The 17,909-nt window shown below is 68.6% G+C and carries 17 protein-coding genes; 12 read left to right on the forward strand and 5 right to left on the reverse strand.

Annotated features, from left to right (window positions below):
• Window positions 1–19 precede the first annotated feature (19 nt).
• The 7 genes from AB4112_RS14510 to AB4112_RS14540 all read left to right on the forward strand — a co-directional run bounded on the left by AB4112_RS14510 (window position 20) and on the right by AB4112_RS14540 (window position 6,231).
• The gene (locus AB4112_RS14510) at window positions 20–778 is read left to right on the forward strand and encodes a response regulator (RefSeq protein ID WP_309794450.1); all 759 of its coding nucleotides are present in this window, start codon (window positions 20–22) and stop codon (window positions 776–778) included.
• Window positions 779–1,133: 355 nt separating this feature from the next.
• Window positions 1,134–1,460: a hypothetical protein gene (locus AB4112_RS14515; RefSeq protein ID WP_309794448.1), complete on the forward strand. Its 327-nt coding sequence runs from the start codon at window positions 1,134–1,136 to the stop codon at window positions 1,458–1,460.
• Window positions 1,457–1,684 carry a hypothetical protein gene (locus tag AB4112_RS14520; RefSeq protein ID WP_309794446.1) on the forward strand — a complete coding sequence of 76 codons (228 nt, stop codon included), beginning with the start codon at window positions 1,457–1,459 and terminating at the stop codon, window positions 1,682–1,684. The genes AB4112_RS14515 and AB4112_RS14520 overlap by 4 nt, the downstream gene beginning before the upstream one ends.
• Window positions 1,685–1,694: 10 nt before the next feature.
• Window positions 1,695–1,958: a hypothetical protein gene (locus tag AB4112_RS14525; RefSeq protein ID WP_309794445.1), complete on the forward strand. Its 264-nt coding sequence runs from the start codon at window positions 1,695–1,697 to the stop codon at window positions 1,956–1,958.
• Between the two features lie 237 nt (window positions 1,959–2,195).
• Window positions 2,196–3,176 (forward strand): cytochrome-c peroxidase, encoded by a 981-nt coding sequence (locus tag AB4112_RS14530; protein WP_309794443.1) that lies wholly within the window; start codon window positions 2,196–2,198, stop codon window positions 3,174–3,176.
• Window positions 3,173–5,677 carry a two-component system VirA-like sensor kinase gene (locus AB4112_RS14535; protein WP_441720593.1) on the forward strand — a complete coding sequence of 835 codons (2,505 nt, stop codon included), beginning with the start codon at window positions 3,173–3,175 and terminating at the stop codon, window positions 5,675–5,677. Before AB4112_RS14530 ends, AB4112_RS14535 begins: the two co-directional genes overlap by 4 nt.
• Window positions 5,678–5,937: 260 nt before the next feature.
• Window positions 5,938–6,231: an ETC complex I subunit gene (locus AB4112_RS14540; protein WP_309794439.1), complete on the forward strand. Its 294-nt coding sequence runs from the start codon at window positions 5,938–5,940 to the stop codon at window positions 6,229–6,231.
• A gap of 421 nt (window positions 6,232–6,652) precedes the next feature.
• Here the strand turns inward: AB4112_RS14540 and AB4112_RS14545 are convergent, their stop codons facing one another.
• Both AB4112_RS14545 and AB4112_RS14550 read right to left on the reverse strand, forming a co-directional pair.
• Complete coding sequence (locus AB4112_RS14545; RefSeq protein WP_441720595.1) at window positions 6,653–7,204, reverse strand: OsmC family protein; 552 nt, start codon at window positions 7,202–7,204, stop codon at window positions 6,653–6,655.
• 33 nt (window positions 7,205–7,237) lie between these two features.
• Window positions 7,238–8,821 (reverse strand): ABC transporter substrate-binding protein, encoded by a 1,584-nt coding sequence (locus AB4112_RS14550; protein ID WP_441720597.1) that lies wholly within the window; start codon window positions 8,819–8,821, stop codon window positions 7,238–7,240.
• 163 nt (window positions 8,822–8,984) lie between these two features.
• On the opposite strand from AB4112_RS14550, the gene AB4112_RS14555 reads away from it, so the two are divergent.
• Genes AB4112_RS14555 through AB4112_RS14570 form a run of 4 tightly spaced genes read left to right on the forward strand, consistent with a single transcriptional unit; the run spans window position 8,985 to window position 13,115 of the window.
• A complete protein-coding gene (locus tag AB4112_RS14555) occupies window positions 8,985–9,989 on the forward strand; it encodes an LLM class flavin-dependent oxidoreductase (protein WP_441720599.1) in 1,005 nt (334 codons plus the stop codon).
• A gap of 29 nt (window positions 9,990–10,018) precedes the next feature.
• Window positions 10,019–11,371 carry an LLM class flavin-dependent oxidoreductase gene (locus tag AB4112_RS14560; protein WP_441720601.1) on the forward strand — a complete coding sequence of 451 codons (1,353 nt, stop codon included), beginning with the start codon at window positions 10,019–10,021 and terminating at the stop codon, window positions 11,369–11,371.
• Window positions 11,368–11,949: a GNAT family N-acetyltransferase gene (locus tag AB4112_RS14565; RefSeq protein ID WP_441720603.1), complete on the forward strand. Its 582-nt coding sequence runs from the start codon at window positions 11,368–11,370 to the stop codon at window positions 11,947–11,949. The genes AB4112_RS14560 and AB4112_RS14565 overlap by 4 nt, the downstream gene beginning before the upstream one ends.
• Window positions 11,946–13,115: a M20 aminoacylase family protein gene (locus AB4112_RS14570; protein ID WP_441720605.1), complete on the forward strand. Its 1,170-nt coding sequence runs from the start codon at window positions 11,946–11,948 to the stop codon at window positions 13,113–13,115. Before AB4112_RS14565 ends, AB4112_RS14570 begins: the two co-directional genes overlap by 4 nt.
• A gap of 63 nt (window positions 13,116–13,178) precedes the next feature.
• Here the strand turns inward: AB4112_RS14570 and AB4112_RS14575 are convergent, their stop codons facing one another.
• From AB4112_RS14575 to AB4112_RS14585, 3 genes are all read right to left on the reverse strand, one after another.
• Window positions 13,179–13,691: a GNAT family N-acetyltransferase gene (locus AB4112_RS14575; protein ID WP_441720607.1), complete on the reverse strand. Its 513-nt coding sequence runs from the start codon at window positions 13,689–13,691 to the stop codon at window positions 13,179–13,181.
• Window positions 13,692–13,763: 72 nt separating this feature from the next.
• Entirely contained in the window at window positions 13,764–14,699 is a 936-nt protein-coding gene (locus tag AB4112_RS14580; RefSeq protein WP_441720609.1) for an ABC transporter substrate-binding protein, read from the reverse strand.
• Between the two features lie 93 nt (window positions 14,700–14,792).
• Window positions 14,793–16,637, reverse strand: coding sequence for an amino acid ABC transporter permease/ATP-binding protein (locus tag AB4112_RS14585; protein WP_441720611.1), 1,845 nt, complete (start codon window positions 16,635–16,637; stop codon window positions 14,793–14,795).
• A 312-nt stretch (window positions 16,638–16,949) separates the two neighbouring features.
• On the opposite strand from AB4112_RS14585, the gene AB4112_RS14590 reads away from it, so the two are divergent.
• Window positions 16,950–17,873: an ABC transporter substrate-binding protein gene (locus AB4112_RS14590; protein WP_441720612.1), complete on the forward strand. Its 924-nt coding sequence runs from the start codon at window positions 16,950–16,952 to the stop codon at window positions 17,871–17,873.
• Window positions 17,874–17,909: the final 36 nt, after the last annotated feature.

Consider the following 17,909-nt stretch of genomic DNA (forward strand, 5'->3'; position numbering starts at 1 on the left):
CGTTGAAACAAGAGTGACGATGGGCGTCGATTCACGGTTCATGATGAGCGTCGAAACCACTCAGGCGGTGCGCGTCCTGGTCGTCGATGACGATCCTGCGATGCTCCACATGATCGTCAACTATCTCGACGAGCATGGGTTCCGTGGCATCCCCGCGGCCGATCCCCACGACATCAACGACCATTTCGCCCAGGGCGAACCGGGCCTGGTGATCCTGGATCTGCATCTCGGCCAGGGTGACGGGCTCGACCTGCTGCGCGACATCCGGTCGCGCTCCGACGTGCCGGTCATCATCACCACCGGCCATCGGCGGGATGAGATCGATCGCGTCGTCGGGCTCGAACTCGGGGCCGACGACTACGTGACCAAGCCCTTCGGGCTGCGCGAGCTGCTGGCGCGGATCCGGGCGGTGCTGCGCCGACATGAGGTCGGCCGCACGGTGCCGGCGCGGGATCCGGAACGGGGCCGCTACCGCTTCGGCGGGTGGCAGCTCGACCGCCGCACGCGCCGCCTGTCGGATTCCGCCGGCGCCCCGGTCACGCTGACCAAGGGCGAATACGCCCTGCTGATCGCCTTCCTCGGCGCCCCGCAGCGGCCGCTCTCGCGCGAACACCTGCTGCAGGCGACCCGGGTGCATGAGGACGTCTTCGACCGCACCATCGATGTCCAGGTGCTGCGGCTGCGGCGCAAGCTGGAGACCGACCCCAGCGCCCCGCGCGTCATCCAGACGGAGCGCGGCGTCGGCTATGTCTTCGCCCTGCCGGTCGAAGTGATCTGACGACGGCTGCCGGGCGAATCGGCAGCCGGGTTCCGGCCGGCATCTGTGTCATGCCGGCCGGATGGGCGCTGATCCTGGCTGCGACAGGATCAGCGCGGCATCTCCTCAGGGGATGGCCGTTTCCACTTTCTTGTTCATGCCCGGTCTTGGAGAAGCAGTCGTTCGACGATGTTCGGACGACTGTCAGTGCTTGCTCGCATGATTCATGTATTCGTCAGAGAGAGTCTTTGAACTCGTGCTCCAGAGACGCGGGTGCGATCGATAAAATTACGATTGTAGCCTTATTCCACGGATCCGAACTGATACGGTAACGACGGATCGCCAAGGTCTCCCCATAACCTCGTGGGAGAAATCCATGCGATCCGTGAACCGACCACCCGATGACGCCAGCGTCGTTCCCAGCGGACGGGCGCGCCCGGGTCCCAGTGGCAGCCTGCGCTTCTGGATCAACGGCCGCGCATTCGGCATCGCCATCGATTCGATCACGGCATTCCCCACCGGCTGGGTCAGCCGTGACCATGCCAATGACCAGCCCGTCGGCGTGATATCGGTCGTCACGCCCGGCGCTCCGCTCTCGCTGGACGAGATTGCGGCCTCTTCCGCAAACAAAGGCCGGCCATGCGCTCCGGAGGGGGCTACCGGCCGCAGCGCTGCCGGACCGAAGCCGAGGGTCGGGGCATGACGGCGAACCGGCGATCGTCGCCCGGCCCGGCCACGCGGCGACGTCCCTTCGCCACCGCGACGTCGCTGGTGATGCGCCATGTGATCGCCAGCTTCGCCTTCGGCGCGACCGCCATGCATCCGGAACTGTTCTATCGGGTCTACGGGCGGCCCGAGCATGACGACTTTGTCGACGACGCCCCCGGCAATTGGCGGGCCGAAAGCCACTTCGACGAAAGCATGTGAGGGGAATCAGATGGTGTCTCTGTTGAAATCCGCGCGGGCGGTCGGGCTTGCGGCCTTGATGATGCTGGCCGCGGTCATGGGGGGAACGCTGGTCAGCCACGCCCTGCCCAGCCCCGATCCGGACGACGTCCCAACCCGGCTGGGTCCCGATGCGGTGAGCAGTTTCCAGGCTGCGCCGATGGTGTCGCAGCCTGAGGAGATGTCGAGCGGCGCCGGTCACGCTTCGGCCTCGGCGGACGGATACGGCCGCGCCGCGATCGATGGCAGGCCCTGAGCCGGTTTTGCGGTGAGGGCGGACGCCGGTCCGGACAGTGTTGGAGACGATGCGGTTTGATTTCGGGCGCCCGATCGTCGATACGACGCGATATCCTTCGAAACCGTTGACGGCGGATGCGCCGCATGGCGGGATCGTGGGCATCGACCAGGGCTGTCATCGGTCGATCGCTATCGTCGTCGATGGCCCGGTGCGGACGCCAAGGCCGAGCTGCCGCCCCATTGCAAGGACATGACCGTGGCCGCTTCGCTCGCCCTGGCCGGCGCATCGTATCGCCGATGGATCCCGATCGGCGCCGCGCTGCTGGTGCTGACCGGCGCGGCGACCGCGCAGGCGCCGGATCCGCTCGCCCCGCGCGCGGTGGTTCCGATGACTCAGGAGCCGATCACGCCGATCCCGCCGATGGCCGATCTGGATCCGCGGAAGGTGGCGCTCGGGGAGAGGCTGTTCAGCGACGTTCGCCTGTCCGGCGACGGCGCGCGGAGCTGCCTGTCATGCCACGACACGCGCACCAACGGTGCGGACGACAACCGGCGCGATCCGGGGCCCGATGGGTCGGAGCTTTCGCTTAACACCGATACGGTCTTCAATTCCGCCCTCAGCTTCCGGCTGAACTGGGAGGGCAACTACCGCACGCTGCAGGCGCAGGCCAAGGCGTCGCTGGAGAACCCCGATATCATGGCCACCAGCATCGACGATGTCCTGGCCAGGCTTCAGGCGGATCCGGAGGTGGTCAGGGAATTCCAGGAGGCCTATGGCGGCGATCCGGACCAGGACTCCCTGCTGGATGCCATCGCGACCTTCGAGCGGTCGCTGGTGACGCCGGGAAGCCGCTTCGACCTGTGGCTCGGCGGCGATGCCGATGCCCTGTCGGCGGAGGAGCTGAACGGCTACCAGCTGTTCAAGTCGCTGGGATGCGTCGCCTGTCATCAGGGGGTGAACATCGGCGGCAACCTGTTCCAGCGGCACGGCATCTTTCATCCGCTGGCATCCCCGAACCCGAAGATCCTGCGCGTGCCCAGCCTGCGCAACGTTGCGACGACGGCCCCGTATTTCCATGACGGCAGCGCGGCCACGCTCGACGATGCCGTCAGGCAGATGGCCCGGGCGCAGCTGGACCAGACGCTGTCGGACCCCCAGGTGTCCTCGATCGTCGCGTTCCTGCGCACGCTCACGGGAACCTATCGCGGCCGCCCCATCACTGCCAACGCGCCATGAGGCTGACGCCGACGGTGGTGGCCCTGCCGCTCCTTCTCCTGCTGCTGATGCTGACCTGGCTGCTGGTCCGCGGCATCAACACGGATGCCGAGCTGTTCGACCGCACGCTCGAGGCCGTCGACCAGTTCGCGATGACCAACAGCGCTCTGGGGCGCGATGTCCTGGCCACGCGGGCAGGCCTGTTGCGCACCTACGACCCGTTGGTCCGGGAGGTGAAGGGGCTGTACGATTCCCTCGACCGGCTGCGTGAAGCCGCGGCGGTGGACACGGATCTGGCGACGGCGATCGAGCGGCTCGCGACCTCGGTCGGCCAGCAGGAGCAACTGGTCGAGCTGTTCAAGAGCGACAACGCCCTGCTGCAGAATTCCCTCGCCTATTTCGGGCGCTTCAGTGCCAACCTCGGCACCGCAACCGCAGACGGGCCGCTGATCGCGGATGTCAGCGGCCTGGCCGCGGCCATCCTGCATCTCTCGCTCGACACCTCGCCGGCGACCGCACGAGAGGTCCAGGACCGGCTGGACAGCCTGTCGCAGCTGATGCCGTCCTTCAACGACGTCAACGCCGCGAAGGGGCTGCTGGTGCACGGCCAGATGCTGCACAACCTGCTGCCCGCGACCGACGGCCTCCTGAAAGCCCTGTTCGCCCTGCCGATCCGCCAGGATCAGGTCGCCCTTCGCAACATGATCGTGCGGCACCAGATCCATTCGCGGGATTCGGCGCGGCAATACCGGCTGGTGCTGTATGCCGTGGCGGTGATGCTGCTGGCGCTCCTGATCCATCTCGGGCTGCAGCTTCGCGAGCGGGCGATGGCCCTGCGGGACCGGGCCGCGTTCGAGCATTTCGTGGCCGGCATCTCGACGCGCTTCATCAATGCGCAGCCGCAGCAGGTCTCCGCCCATGTCGAGCAGTCGCTGGCGGAGCTGGCGCAGCGGGTCGGCGCCGACCGCGCCTATTTCGTGTGGCGCAGCCCCCAGACCCAGCGATATCTGTGGAGCCGCGACGGCGGCCCCTATCCGCCGAACTGGCCGGACCAGGCCCTGGCCCTGGCGGCCCGGTTCGACCCGACCAAGGACGGGGTCATCCACATCCGGCGGGTGGACCGCCTGCCGTCCGGTGCCGACCGGGACGCCCTCGCCGATGCCGGCCTGTCCAGCTGGGCTTGCGTTTCGCACCGGAACGCGGGCGCCATCGTCGGCCTGCTGGGGTTTGACGTGCTCGGCCCCTTCGCCGTGATGCGGCACAGCGAGTTCGGCCTGCTGCGCATGGCGCTCGACGCCCTCACCAACGCGGTCGGGCGCGAGCAGCTGGAACAGGAGCGGACACGCCTCGAATCCCGTCTCCAGCAGGCCCGCCACATGGAAACGGTGGGCGTCTTCGCCAGCGGCATCGCCCACAATTTCAACAATATCGTCGGTGCGATCCTCGGCTACACCGAGATGGCGGAAGGCCAGGTCGAACCGGACAGCCGGCCTGCCCGCAACCTCAGGGAAATCCGCCGGGCGGGGGAGCGGGCGCGCGATCTGATCGAACAGATCCTGACCTTCGGCCGGCGTCGCCAGCTGGGCCGCAGGGCCGTCGGCATCCCGGCCCTGGTCGCGGAGGCGGCGTCGCTGCTCCGGGCCTCCCTGCCGTCGGCGGTGGAGCTGACGGTGCACGCGGTCCCGGAGGGTGCGGTGGTGCTCGGCGATCCCGGCCAGCTGCAGCAGGTCATCCTCAATCTCTGCAACAACGCGTCGCAGGCGATGGACGAAGCCGGGACCATCGACATCGAGAGCGAGATCTACGACGTCACCGCGGAAAGCCCGCTGCCGCATCGGGAGTTGGCCTCTGGACGCTACGCGGTGCTGTCGGTCAGCGACCACGGGCGCGGCATGGACCAGGCGACCCTGGAGCGGATCTTCGAGCCGTTCTTCACCACCCGGCTGGCCGGCAACGGCCTCGGCCTGGCCACGGTGCAGGAGATCGTCCGCGAGCATGGCGGGACGGTGGTCGTGCAAAGCAAGCCGGGCTTCGGCAGCCGGTTCGAGGTCTGGCTGCCCTGCGTCTCCGCGGCCGAGCTGGAGATGACGCCGGATCAGGACACGCCCGATGCCATCCCCTTCGGGCGCGGCGAGACGGTGCTGGTGATCGACAGCGACCGGGACCGGCTGCTGCGCGACGAGGAGATGCTGGCGGCGCTCGGCTACGAGCCCGTCGGCTTCGCCCGCGCGGCCGGCGCCCTGGCTGCCTGCAAGGAGGCGCCGGACCGCTTCGACGCGTTGCTGGTGAGCCATCCGGCGTCGGCCGCGGCCGCGCTGGCCCTCGCGAAGGAGCTGCACGGGATCGCACCGTCCCTGCCGGTGCTGCTGGCGGCGAACTCGGTCGACGACTTCAATGCGCGTGATCTGGTGGATGCCGGCGTCGACGAGGTCGTGCGTCAGCCTTTGGCGTCTTCCGAAATCGCCGCCGCCCTGGCGCGGTGCCTGCCGGCGGCTGCGGAACGCCCCGTATCGGCATCCTGATCCATCGTCCCGATCCGCGACGCTGCGGCCGCTACGCCGGTAACGACGATCGGCCATAAGGCAATCATCCGGTGGCTGTGTCCCTCTAAGCCCAATACCCGATGGCCGGATCCTGTCTCCGATCATGCCCTGGCGCAGTTATGCCGGCCCGCACAGCGGTGTTCCCCTGCATCCGGGTTGGTGCTAGGAGGAGGCAGGATGTCGGGAGCGCGAATCTCTCCGCCCCGACCGCCCCGCGAGCACGAGAGGTCGACTGAGGCATGCAGGCGCGCATTTATCGCCGGTCGAAGACCGCAATGCAGAGCGGTCGCGGCAAGATCCACGACTGGGTCCTGGAGTACGAGCCGGCCACGCCGCGCCGGCCCGAGCCGCTGATGGGCTGGGTCGCGTCGGGCGACACGCTGAACCAGGTGCAGCTGGCCTTCCCGACCAAGGAGGAGGCGGTGGCCTTCGCCGAGCGCAAGGGCATGGTCTATTCGGTGCAGCAGGAGCATGAGCGCCGGGTGGTGCCGCGCAACTACTCTGACAACTTCCGGCCGCGGCCGACGCGCTGAGCGCAGGCGGGCCGGTCCGCGACGGAAGGGCTTGGCGCTTCATATTGAAATGGAGTACCGAGACGGCCACGACCCCATAGCTCAGTGGATAGAGCAACCGCCTTCAATCGGGAGTGCGCCGCCGGAAACGGCGGACGTAGAACCTGTCAAATTCGGGGAACCCCCAGCCGCCTTGCGGCGGGCAATCCCGAGCCAAGCCCGGCCGATGCCGGGAAGGTGTAGAGACTAGACGGCAGGCGCCTAACGGCAGGAATGCCCAGGGCGAAGGGATAGTCCAGACCACGAACGCCGGTTGCGGCGGCGGCGGAAGCCGAAGTGGGATGCTAAGCGGTAGGTCGCAGGTTCAAATCCTGCTGGGGTCGCCACTCCATCCAGGCTGGGTCGGGTGGGAGGCAGGGCTATCCTCCTGCCTCCGTCGCGATCATTCTGCCGCCAGACCCTCGGCCCGGCTCGGCGTCAGCCGGACCTCGCCGCCGATCTGCTGCGGGTTCTTCAGCAGATTCAGGATCGGGCAGTTGCGCTCCACCGCCTCCTGCAGGGCGTCGATCTCTTCCCGGCTGGCGGATGAGGTGACGTTCACGGTGTAGGTGATGTCATGGGGATAGATCGGCACCTGCTCGAAGCCCGGACGCCCGGCGCGCGGGTCGATCTGCCCCCGGATCTCGACATCCAGGGATTCGAGCGGCACGCCGCGGTCGGCGGCCTGGATCAGGAAGATGTGCGTCAGGCAGCTGCCGAGCACGCCGAGCTGCAGCTCGGGTGAGCTGGGGCCGAGGTCGTAGCCGGCGAAATCCGCCTCGCTGTCGCTGATCACCTGAAAGTCGCGGATGCGGATGCGGCGGATGCCGCTGCGGCCCTCGGCGCGCACCTGCGCCGTCAGGGTTTTCGGGCCGGAGTCGCCGGCGGCGATGCGAGCCTTGCGGGCGGTGATCGCCTCGCGCTTCTGGCCGAGATAGTCGTTGAGCGTGCTCATCTTCGAATTCCCATGGGTCGGAAGGGCGGTCGGTCAGTCGGCCTTGGCGACGGCGGCGTAGCTGGTCTTCGGCTGCAGGACCAGGCCGTCGACCGTGCTGCGGTGGGCGGCGACCAGGGTCTGCTGGAACAGCAGGACAAAGGGTCCTTCGGCCTGGACCTTCCGCTGCAGGTCGCCGTACAGCGCGGCACGCTTGCCGGCATCGGGCTCGCGCAGCGCCTCGGTTACGGTCTGGTTCCAGCCGGCATCCTGCCAGCGGTTGCGCCAGGCCAGCGTCTTCGGCGCGGTCGCGTCATTGACGTCCTTGTCGAAGGCGAAGGCGTCGGCATTGCTGTGCGGGTCGCGGTAGTCCGGGCCCCAGGTGCCGATGTAGATGTCATGCGTGCGGGCCCGGTATTTGGTGATGGTCTGCTTGCCGTCACCGGGCAGGATCTCCAGCCGGATTCCGGCCCGGGCGAAGCTGGCCTGCAGCGCCTGGGCGATGTCGGCGAAGGGGGCGACGTTGCGCACGTCGATGGTGACGCTGAAGCCGTCGCGCAGCCCGGCCTGGGCCAGCAGGGCCTTGGCCCGCCCGACGTCCAGCCGGTAGGGGGTGTCGTCGATGGCGCCGAGATAGCCCGTCGGCAGGAAGCTCTGGCGCACGGTGTAGGTGCCGCTCAGCAGGGCGTTCTCGATGCCCTGGTAGTCGACCAGCCACTTCAGGGCCTCGCGCACCTCGGGCTTGGCGAGGTTGGGGTTGGTCTGGTTCAGGCCGAGATAGAGCAGCAGGTCGCCGTCCTCGCTCTGCAGCGCCACGCCGGGCGCGTCCTTCAGGGACAATATCTGGTCGCGGGTCAGGTCGCGGGCGTAGTCGACATCGCCCTTTTCCAGCAGCAGGCGCTGGGTGGCCGGCTCCGGCACGTGCAGGAACACCAGATGTGGCGTCTTGGGGCCGCCGTCCTGGGCGTGCGGGTTGGCGTCCAGCACCACCCGCTCATTCGGCACCCAGCGCTGCAGGGCATAGGGGCCGGTGCCGGCGCTGTGGCCCTTCAGCCAGGCGTTGCCGAGGTCGCCGCCCACATCATGGGCCTGGACCTCCTTGGCGTCGACGATCGAGGCCACGCCCGCGGTCAGCGTGTTGAGGAAGAAGGTCGGTGCCACCGCGTGGTCGATCCGGATCTCCAGCGTGCGGTCGTCGACCGCCCGGATCCGGTCCGCCGCATTGTCCGGGGTGAAGCCGAACTGGGTCAGGATGAAGGCCGGCGACTTGTTCAGCCGCACCGACCGCTGCAGCGACCAGGCGGCATCCTGGGCCGTCACCGGATTGCCACTGGCGAAGGCCACGCCGGGCTTCAGCGTGAAGCGGTAGGTCAGCCCGTCATCGCTAATCGACCAGCTTTCGGCCAGGTCGCCGACGATGGTCGGGTCGGCGGCGCTGCGATACCCCACCAGCTGGTCGTAGAGATTGCCGGTGACCTCGCCGACGCCGGGCTCGAAGGCTTCGGCGGGGTCGAGCGAGATGAACTGGTCGATCTGCTTGGCCACCACGATGGTGTCGCGCGGGGTGCCGGCATGGGCGGCGCCGAGGCCGGGCAGGATCAGCAGGGCGCCGAGCAGCGGCGCCGCGAAACGACTCATGGGACTCTCCGTGAGATCGTGTGAGGGGATTTAACGGAGTAAATTGTATAAATAATATTCTATTGACAGTAGAATGTGTATTTCATGAGATAACAACATGAATCTTTGACCTATGGCCGGCCGGCCACGGTCCGACCCCGCACGTCATCCCGGGATGAACGGCATGAGCTATGTCCTGAGCCTGCTCGACAAGAGCCCGATCGATGGCGGCGAAGGCGCCTCCGAGGCGCTGGCGCGAACCGTCGCCCTGGCGCAGCGGGCGGAGCGCTGGGGCTTCCACCGCTTCTGGGTGGCCGAGCACCACCACACGGCGCAGCTGGCGAGCTCGTCGCCCGAGGTGCTGATCGCCTATCTGCTGGCCCACACCCGGACCATCCGCGTCGGCTCCGGTGGGGTCATGCTGCAGCATTACAGCCCCTACAAGGTGGCCGAGAACTTCAACCTGCTCGCGGCGCTGGCGCCGGGCCGGGTCGATCTCGGGATCGGCAAGGCGCCGGGCGGGCTGCCGCTGTCGACCCGGGCGCTGCAGGCTGCGATCGATCCGGCGCGCAAGCCCGGCTTCGCCGAACAGCTGGCCCAGCTCGACGCCTTCCTCGACGACACCATCGCCGATGCCGACCCGCTGGCGGGCGTCAGCGCCACGCCGCGGCCCGCGGTCCCGGCCCAGCGCTTCCTGCTCGGCGCCAGCGTCGAGAGCGCGCAGCTGGCGGCAGCCGAGGGCTGGGCCTTCGTCCATGCCAGCCACATCAATGGCGATCCTGTTCTGCTCGAACAGGTGTTCGCGGCCTATCGCGCCGTCAGCGGCGGCAAGGCGCCGCTCCTGGCCGTCGGCATCATCGTGGCCGAGACCGAAGCGCGGGCCGAACGGCTGGCCGCCGGGCTGCAGCACTTCAAGGTGCATGTCGACAATGGCCAGAGCGTGAATGTCGGCAGCATCGCCCAGGCCGAGGAATATGCCCGCCAGGCCGGCGCGAAGCAGTACCGGATCGAGGAGAAGCCCTCGAGCGTAATCCACGGCACCGCGGAGCGGGTGCGGGCCGAGCTGGACCGGCTGCACCGCCAGCACGGCGTCCGCGAATTCATCATCGACACCCCGATCGCCGCCGCCGCCGAGCGCCTGGTCTCGATCGAACTGCTCGCCCAGGCGCACTTCGCGCTCGCGGCCTGATCCCTTTCCGTGTCCAAGGACATCGTCGCATGAGCAAGTCTCAGATCACCTTCGGCGTCATGCTGCAGGGCCCCGGCGGCCACATGAATGCGTGGAAGCACCCCAGCGTGCCGGCCGATGCCAGCGTCAATTTCGGCTTCCTGCTCGACGCCGCCCGCAAGGCCGAGGCGGCGGGCATCGCCTTCGCCTTCATCGCCGACGGGCTGTACATCAACGAGAAGTCGATCCCGCATTTCCTGAACCGGTTCGAGCCGATCTCGATCCTGTCGGCCCTGGCGGCGGTGACCTCGAAGATCGGTCTGGTCGGCACGCTGTCGACCTCCTACAGCGACCCGTTCACGGTGGCCCGCCAGTTCGCCACCATCGACGCCATCAGCGGCGGCCGGGCCGGCTGGAACGCCGTGACCTCACCGCTGGAGGGCTCCGGCCGGAACTACAGCCGCGAGCATCCGGAACACGGGCTGCGCTACGAGATCGCCGAGGAATATCTCGAGGTGGTCAAGGGCCTGTGGGACAGCTGGGACGACGACGCCTTCATCCGCGACCGCGCCACCGGCCGCTTCGTCGACTTCACCAAGATGCGGCGGCTGAATCACCAGGGCCGGTTCTTCTCGGTCGAAGGGCCGTTGAACATCAGCCGCTCGGCGCAAGGGCAGCCCGTGCTGTTCCAGGCCGGCGCCTCCGATGACGGCATCCGGCTGGCGGGGCATCACGCCGATGCCGTCTTCACCAATGGCGGGCCGATCGAGGACGCCAAGGTGTTCTACAAGCAGGTCAAGGACAGCGCCGTGGCCCATGGCCGCCGGCCGGAACATGTCCGGATCTTCCCGGGCATCGGCCCGATCGTCGGCCGCACGGCGGCGGAGGCGGAGGAGAAGTACCGCGCCATCCGCGACCTGCTGTCGGTGGAGGAGGCGCTGCTGTATCTCGGCCGCTTCTTCGACCATCACGACTTCAGCCAGTACCCGCTGGACGGGCCGTTCCCGGATCTCGGTGACCTCGGCAAGAACAGCTTCCGCGCCACCACCGACACGATCAAGCGCACCGCGCGCGAGCGCAACCTGACCCTGCGCGAAGTGGCGCTGGAGACGGCAACGCGACGGGCGCTGATCGGCACGCCGGAGACGGTGGCGGACGAGTTGATCCGCTGGGTGGAGGAGGGGGCGGCCGACGGCTTCATCCTCGGCTTCCCGGTGCTGGGCGAAGGGCTGGACGATTTCACCCGCCACGTGCTGCCGCTGCTGCAGGAGCGCGGCCATTACGATCCGGTGCTGCGCGGCACGACGCTGCGGGAGAACCTCGGCCTGCCCTATCGCGAAAGCCGCTATGCCGGAGGGCCGGCGCGCGAACCGGCCGCGGCCGGGCAGGGCGCGCGCCGATGACCGACAGCATCCGCATCGCCGGCCCGGAGGACGCGCCGGCGCTGCTCGACCTGCTGAATGCGGCCTACCAGCCGCTGCGGGAGATGGGCATCCGTTTCACCGCGGTCACCGCCGATCTCGACCTGGTGCGGCGCATCATCCGGCGCCACACCACCTTCCTGCTGGAGCGGGACGGGGAAGCGATCGCCACGGTGTCGGTGCGCTTCCCCTGGCCGATGGGTGAGGGGCACCTCGCCAGCTATCCCTTCATCCATTGGTTCGCGGTGGCGCCGCAGTTGAAGCGCCAAGGCATCGGCGCCGCGCTGCTGGACCATGTCGAGGCCGATTTCCTGCGCGACCGCATCAAGGCACCGGCCGTCTACCTCGCCACCGCCACGCGCCATCCCTGGCTGGCCGGCATCTACGAGCGCCGCGGCTATGGGGCGTTCCACCGCCAGCCGAGCAGCCGGGGCGAGGAGATGGTGTTCCTGCGCAAGATCCTGCTGCCGGAGATCTACAACGATCTCGAGGTCGGCGAGCTGGCGCATGCCTTGTCGCCGGTGCCCGCAGCGGTGCTGGCGGAGGTCCGGGCGGGATGAGCGGCGGAACTGACATCGCCGCGGGCGTCGAAGCCCATCGCGAGGAGATGGTGGCGCTGCGCCGCGACCTGCACCGCCATCCGGAACTGGCCTATGCGGAACGGCGCACCAGCGACCTGGTCGCGCAGTCGCTCTCCGACTGGGGCTACCAGGTCAGCCGCGGCCTGGGCGGCACCGGTGTGGTCGGGACGCTGGTGCTGGGCGACGGTCCGCGGTGCGTCGGCATCCGCGCCGACATGGACGCGCTGCCGATCGTCGAGGCCACCGGCCTGCCTTATGCCAGCGGCACATCGGGGGTGATGCATGCCTGCGGCCATGACGGCCACACCGCCAGCCTGCTGACCGCCGCCCGGGTGCTCGCCGAACGGCGGGACTTCTCCGGCACGCTGAACCTGATCTTCCAGCCGGCGGAGGAGGGTGGCGCCGGCGCGCGGCGGATGATCGAGGACGGGCTGTTCGAGCGCTTCCCCTGCGATGCCGTGTTCGGGCTGCACAACTGGCCCGGCGTGCCGACCGGCCAGTTCGGCTTCGTCACCGGACCGGCCATGGCCGCGGCCGACCGGGTCGTGATCCGGGTGGTGGGCAAGGGCGGCCACGGCGCGGCACCGCACCAGACCGTCGATCCGGTGGTGGCCGGCGCCTCGCTGGTGATGGCGCTGCAGAGCGTGGTGTCGCGCAACGTCGACCCGCTGGACGCCGCCGTGATCACCGTGGGATCGATCCATGGCGGCCTCGCCGCCAATGTCATCCCGGACAGCGTCGAGCTGCAGATCACGGTCCGCACCTTCAAGCCGGAGGTGCGCGACCGGATCGAGGCCCGCATCACCGCCCTGGCTCGGGCCCATGCCGAAAGCTATGGCGCCGTCGCGGAGATCGACTATCGCCGCGGCTATCCGGTGCTGGTCAACCATGCCGATGAGACCGAGTTCGCACGCCGGGTCGCTGCCGAACAGTTCGGCCCGGAGCGGATCCAGGCCGGCTTCCCGCCGATCACCGCCAGCGAGGATTTCGCCTATATGCTGCAGGAGCAGCCGGGCAGCTATCTCTTCCTCGGCAACGGCGACAGCGCCGCCCTGCACAGCCCGCGCTACAATTTCAACGACGAGATCCTGCCCGTCGCCGCCCGCTACTGGGTGGCGCTGGCGGAGCGGTATCTGGCGGCGTAGGGGCGCATTCCCCCTTCACCGTCATTGCGGGCGCAGCGAAGCAATGACGGTGAAGGGACAGGATCACGCCGTCCGGCGGACCGCCGGGGCCAAGGCGCTGATGTCCTTCCTGAAGGGCAGCGTGCCGTGGATCTCGGGGTCGACCGCGGTGTCGAACAGCGCGGTGTAGCCGGAGCGGAGATAGAGGCCGGCGGCCTCCGGTTGGCGGAAGCCGGTGGTCAGGTACAGCTGGGTGTAGCCCTGCCGCGCCGCCTGGGCCTCCAGCTCGTCCAGCACCCGGCGCGCCAGGCCCTGGCGGCGAAGGTCGACATGGGTCCAGACCCGCTTCATCTCGGCGGTGGTGTCGTCATAGCGCTTGAAGGCGCCGCCGGCGATGGCGACGCCGTCGCGCAGCAGCAGTAGGAAATTGCCGTCCGGCGGCGCGAACAGCTCGGCCGGATAGCGGTTCATCTCCTTGATCCCGTCCCCGGCGCCCCAATAGTCGCCGTAGCGCGTCTCGTATTCCTGGGTCAGGGCCTGGATCAGCGGCTGCGCCTGCGGGTCCAGGGGGCTGGTGTAGAGGAAGCTGTCGGTCATCTCGGTCATGCCTGTGCGGGACGGGTGAGGGCGGCCGCGACGCCAGAAGGGCCGCGGCCGCTGGCTGGGCACTTAGACCTTGGGCAGGCCGGGTGGGTTGGTCCGGGACTGGGCGACGGCCTCGGCGGTCAGGTTCCAGCGGGCCAACGCCTCGGCATATTTGCCGTTCGCGATCAGCCCGTTGATCGCCGCCGTCAGGGCGTCGGCCAGGCCGCTGCCCTTGCGGGTGGTGATCGCGATCTCCGCCGTCAGCGGCCAGCCGCCGTTGATGACGCCGACCTGGCGGGTCTTGCCGCCGACGGCCGCGGAATAGGCCAGGCGGGAATTCGGGTTGACCTCCACATCGGCGCGGCCGGACTGGAGGGCGAGCAAGGATGCCCCATTGTCTTCGAAATACAGGAATTCAGCCGGCTTCAGGCCGGCCGCGACGTTCTGGCGATTCCATTCCAGCACGATCTTTTCCTGGTTGGTGCCGGCGCCGACGATGACCTTGAGCCCGGCGATGTCCTTGGGCTCCTTGATCGACTTGATCGGGCTGTTCAGCGCGACATAGGCGCCGAGCACGTCCTGGCGGTAGGAGGAGAAGTCGAAGCGCTGCTTGCGCTCCTCGGTCACCGTCACGTTGCTGATGACGGCGTCGAACTTGCCGGAGGTCAGGCCCAGCGGCCAGTCGTCCCAGGCCACCGGCACGAACTCCACCTTCCGGCCCAGGCCTTCCGCCACCAGCGAGGCGAGGTCGGCATCGGTGCCGATAACGGTCTTGGCGTCGGTGGCATAGGTGTTCAGCGGCGGGTCGCCGACGCTGACACCCACGGTGAAGACCCCGTCCTTGACGAATTTGAAGCCGGCGGGGATGGAGGCCGCGGCGGCATCGATCCTGGTGGTGTGGACGCGGCCGGCCTGTTCGGGGCTGAGGTCGAAGGCCTTGGTCTGGGCGGCGGCGCCGAAGGCCGTGAGGAGGGCGGCGATGCCGATGGCCGCGGCTGCCGCGTTCCGGCGGATGGACATGGTGTGACTCCTGGTCTTGAGGCGGTTGGAACCGGCCGCGGTGACGCGGACGGCACGCGGCGGCGTGAAGAACCCGGTGGTCCGGGAAGGGGGCTAGAGCACCTTGGCCAGGAACTCGGCGGTGCGGGCGTGCTTCGGCGCGGTGAACACCTGCGACGGCGGGCCCTGCTCCAGGATTCGGCCGGAATCCATGAACACCACGGTGTCGGCGACCTCGCGGGCGAAGCCGATCTCGTGGGTGACGATGACCATCGTCGTCCCGGACCTGGCGAGGTCGCGGATGACGTCCAGCACCTCGCCGACCAATTCCGGGTCGAGGGCCGAGGTCGGCTCGTCGAACAGCAGCACCTTGGGCTTGAGCGCCAACGCCCGGGCGATGGCGACGCGCTGCTGCTGCCCGCCCGACAGGCGGCGGGGATAGGCATGGGCCTTGTCGCTGAGGCCGACCCGGGCCAGCAGGGCCAGGGCATCCTGCGTCGCCGCCGCCTTCGACTGCCGGCGGACCGTGACCGGGGCCTCGATCACGTTCTCCAGCACGGTCAGGTGGGGGAACAGGTTGAAGGTCTGGAACACCATGCCGACATCGACGCGGCGCTTCAGGATCTCGGCCTCCTTCAGCTCGTACAGCGTGTCGCCCTTCTCGCGGTAGCCGAGCAGGTCGCCGTCGATGGTGACGAAGCCGGTGTCGACCTTCTCCAGGTGGTTGATGCTGCGCAGCAGCGTCGACTTGCCGGAGCCGGAGGGGCCGAGGATGACGGTGACGTCGCCGGACGGGACGGTCAGGCTGATGTCATCCAGCACCTTCAGGGCGCCGAAGCTCTTCGACACGCGATGGATCTGCACCTCGCCGGTGGCGCCGGTCGGCTGCTGCCAGGCGGCGACGGCCTTCGGCGCGACGGCGGGCACGGAGAGGGGGTTGTGATTCTCGATCTCTGCCGGGACCGGCGCGGCCACGCGGCCGGCGCGCCATGCCTTCAGCCGCTGGATCGGCGTCGGCGGCAGGGTGCGCAGCGCGCCGCGGGCGAAATGGCGCTCGACGTAGAACTGGAGGACCGACAGGCCGGTCATGATGATCAGGTACCAGACCGTGGCGACCATCAGCAGCGGGATGACCGCGAGGTTGCGCCGGTAGATCACCTGCACGGTGTAGAACAGTTCCGGCAGCGCCAGCACGTAGATGATCGACGTGCCCTTCGCCAGGCCGATGATCTCGTTGAAGGCGGTCGGCAGGATCGCCCGCATCGCCTGCGGCAGCACGATGCGCAGGGCCTGGCGCGACCGCGGCAGCCCCAGCGCGGCGGCGGCCTCCAGCTGCCCCTGGTCGACCGACAGGATGCCGCCGCGGATGATCTCGGCCGAGAAGGCGGCCTGGTTCAGGCTGAGGCCCAGGATGGCGGCGGCGAACGGCCCCAGCAGCGCGACCGTCGGGTATTCCGCGAAGACGATTTCGGTGAAGGGGATGCCCAGCCAGACCGTCTCGTAGAGGTAGCCGAGGTTGAACAGGATCAGCAGCAGCACGATCAGCGGGATCGACCGCAGCAGCCAGATATAGCCCCAGGCCAGGCCCGACAGCAGCGGCGATTTCGAGACCCGCGCCAGGGCCAGGGCGGTGCCCAGCAGGAAGCCCAGCGCCGATCCGATGACCGTCAGCAGCAGGGTGCGGCCCAGCCCGCTGATCACCGGCTCGGCGAAGAACCACTCGGCGAAGACGTCCCATTCCCAGCGCGAATTGGTCAGGATCGACTGCAGCACGGCGATGATGACGACCGCCGCGAACAGGGTGCCGGCGAGGCGGCCGGGGTGGCGGGCGCCGACGATCCGGTGCCCGGAATAGTCGCGCGGCTTGGCTGGATCCGGCCAGCGAACCTGCGGCTCCGCGGCCTTGGGGATCGGACGGATCCGGGGGCTGGCTTCGATCTCGGCGTCGCGGGTGGTCATGCGGCCTCGCGGGAAGCTCGATGTCGGAAGGGGATTGCCATGGAATCGGGGTGCAGCCGGGCGGGCAGGCGCCGCAGCGGCCCGCCACGGGACGGGTCGGGCGCCGGCACCACGCCCGGGCGGCGCGGTTCGGCGCCGCACGCCACGATCACGGAGGAAGGCCTATAGAACATATTTTATCTGCATAATTATCAAGATTCACATCTCTATTGCGCATATGTATTTTCAAACTGTCAATTGAGATTGTATATGTGATGGCGCTTTCGGCCTGGTCGGGCGGGACCATCACAGTTTTGCGAGGGAGAATTGGGTGTGACCGTTTCCAGGAAGGCGGCAGCCGCCGCGATCGCTGTCCTCTTCGTCGCCCTGGGGTTCGGCGGCGCGGCCTCGGCCCAGACCTTCGACCTCAGCCCGGAGCAGCCGGACCGCGTTCGGGCGCAGAAGGACGACGCGATCGCCGCGTCCCTGCCGAAGGACTTCAAATTCGTCGAGGACGGGGCCCTGACCATCGCAGTCGCGCCGAGCACGCCGCCGATCGCCACCTATGCCACGGATGCGCGGACCGTGGTCGGCGCCGACCCCGATCTGATCCAGCTGGTCGCCGATGTCCTCGGCCGGCGCCTGGTGCTGGTGCCGATCGCCTGGGAGGACTGGCCGCTGGGCCTGGTCTCCGGCAAGTTCGACGCCGTCGTGTCCAATGTCGGGGTGACGGAGGAGCGCAAGCAGCGCTTCGACTTCTCGACCTACCGCAAGGGCCTGCACGGCTTCTACGTGAAATCCGACAGCCCGATCCAGGCGATCCGCGAGCCGAAGGACATCGCCGGCCTCAAGATCATCACCAGCCCCGGCACCAACCAGGAGAGGATCCTGCTGGAATGGAACCGGCAGAACCTCGCCGCCGCCGACCTGCTGTACTACGAGGACGTGGCCGCCTGGCCGCTGGTCATCCAGTCCGGCCGCGCCGATGCGGAGTTCAGCGTCAACTCCGCCCTGGCCTACCAGGCCGCCCGGAACGGCCATCTCAAGCCGGTCGGGACCGTCAGCTCAGGCTGGCCGCTGGCGGCGGAGGTCGGCATCACCACGCGCCGGGGCAGCGGCCTCGCGGCCCCCTTCACCGCGGCGATCAATGCGGTGATCGCAGACGGCAAATATGCCCAGGCGCTCTCCCGTTGGAGCCTGGGCGAGGAGGCGGTGGATGTGGCCCAGACCAACCCGCCCGGCCTGCCGAAATTCTGACGCCCGCCCAGCCCTACCCAGCGACAAGGACCGGAT

The sequence above is a fragment of the Inquilinus sp. 2KB_23 genome (assembly GCF_052115705.1).
Lineage (GTDB): Bacteria > Pseudomonadota > Alphaproteobacteria > DSM-16000 > Inquilinaceae > Inquilinus > Inquilinus ginsengisoli_A.

Coding starts and splice junctions, on each gene's coding strand:
- AB4112_RS14580 (WP_441720609.1), bottom strand. CDS start 14,699: ATGTCCATCCGCCGGAACGCGGCAGCCGCGGCCATCGGCATCGCCGCC.
- AB4112_RS14585 (WP_441720611.1), bottom strand. CDS start 16,637: ATGACCACCCGCGACGCCGAGATCGAAGCCAGCCCCCGGATCCGTCCG.
- AB4112_RS14550 (WP_441720597.1), bottom strand. CDS start 8,821: ATGAGTCGTTTCGCGGCGCCGCTGCTCGGCGCCCTGCTGATCCTGCCC.
- AB4112_RS14540 (WP_309794439.1), top strand. CDS start 5,938: ATGCAGGCGCGCATTTATCGCCGGTCGAAGACCGCAATGCAGAGCGGT.
- AB4112_RS14525 (WP_309794445.1), top strand. CDS start 1,695: ATGGTGTCTCTGTTGAAATCCGCGCGGGCGGTCGGGCTTGCGGCCTTG.
- AB4112_RS14515 (WP_309794448.1), top strand. CDS start 1,134: ATGCGATCCGTGAACCGACCACCCGATGACGCCAGCGTCGTTCCCAGC.
- AB4112_RS14560 (WP_441720601.1), top strand. CDS start 10,019: ATGAGCAAGTCTCAGATCACCTTCGGCGTCATGCTGCAGGGCCCCGGC.
- AB4112_RS14520 (WP_309794446.1), top strand. CDS start 1,457: ATGACGGCGAACCGGCGATCGTCGCCCGGCCCGGCCACGCGGCGACGT.
- AB4112_RS14535 (WP_441720593.1), top strand. CDS start 3,173: ATGAGGCTGACGCCGACGGTGGTGGCCCTGCCGCTCCTTCTCCTGCTG.
- AB4112_RS14555 (WP_441720599.1), top strand. CDS start 8,985: ATGAGCTATGTCCTGAGCCTGCTCGACAAGAGCCCGATCGATGGCGGC.
- AB4112_RS14545 (WP_441720595.1), bottom strand. CDS start 7,204: ATGAGCACGCTCAACGACTATCTCGGCCAGAAGCGCGAGGCGATCACC.
- AB4112_RS14570 (WP_441720605.1), top strand. CDS start 11,946: ATGAGCGGCGGAACTGACATCGCCGCGGGCGTCGAAGCCCATCGCGAG.
- AB4112_RS14565 (WP_441720603.1), top strand. CDS start 11,368: ATGACCGACAGCATCCGCATCGCCGGCCCGGAGGACGCGCCGGCGCTG.
- AB4112_RS14510 (WP_309794450.1), top strand. CDS start 20: ATGGGCGTCGATTCACGGTTCATGATGAGCGTCGAAACCACTCAGGCG.
- AB4112_RS14575 (WP_441720607.1), bottom strand. CDS start 13,691: ATGACCGACAGCTTCCTCTACACCAGCCCCCTGGACCCGCAGGCGCAG.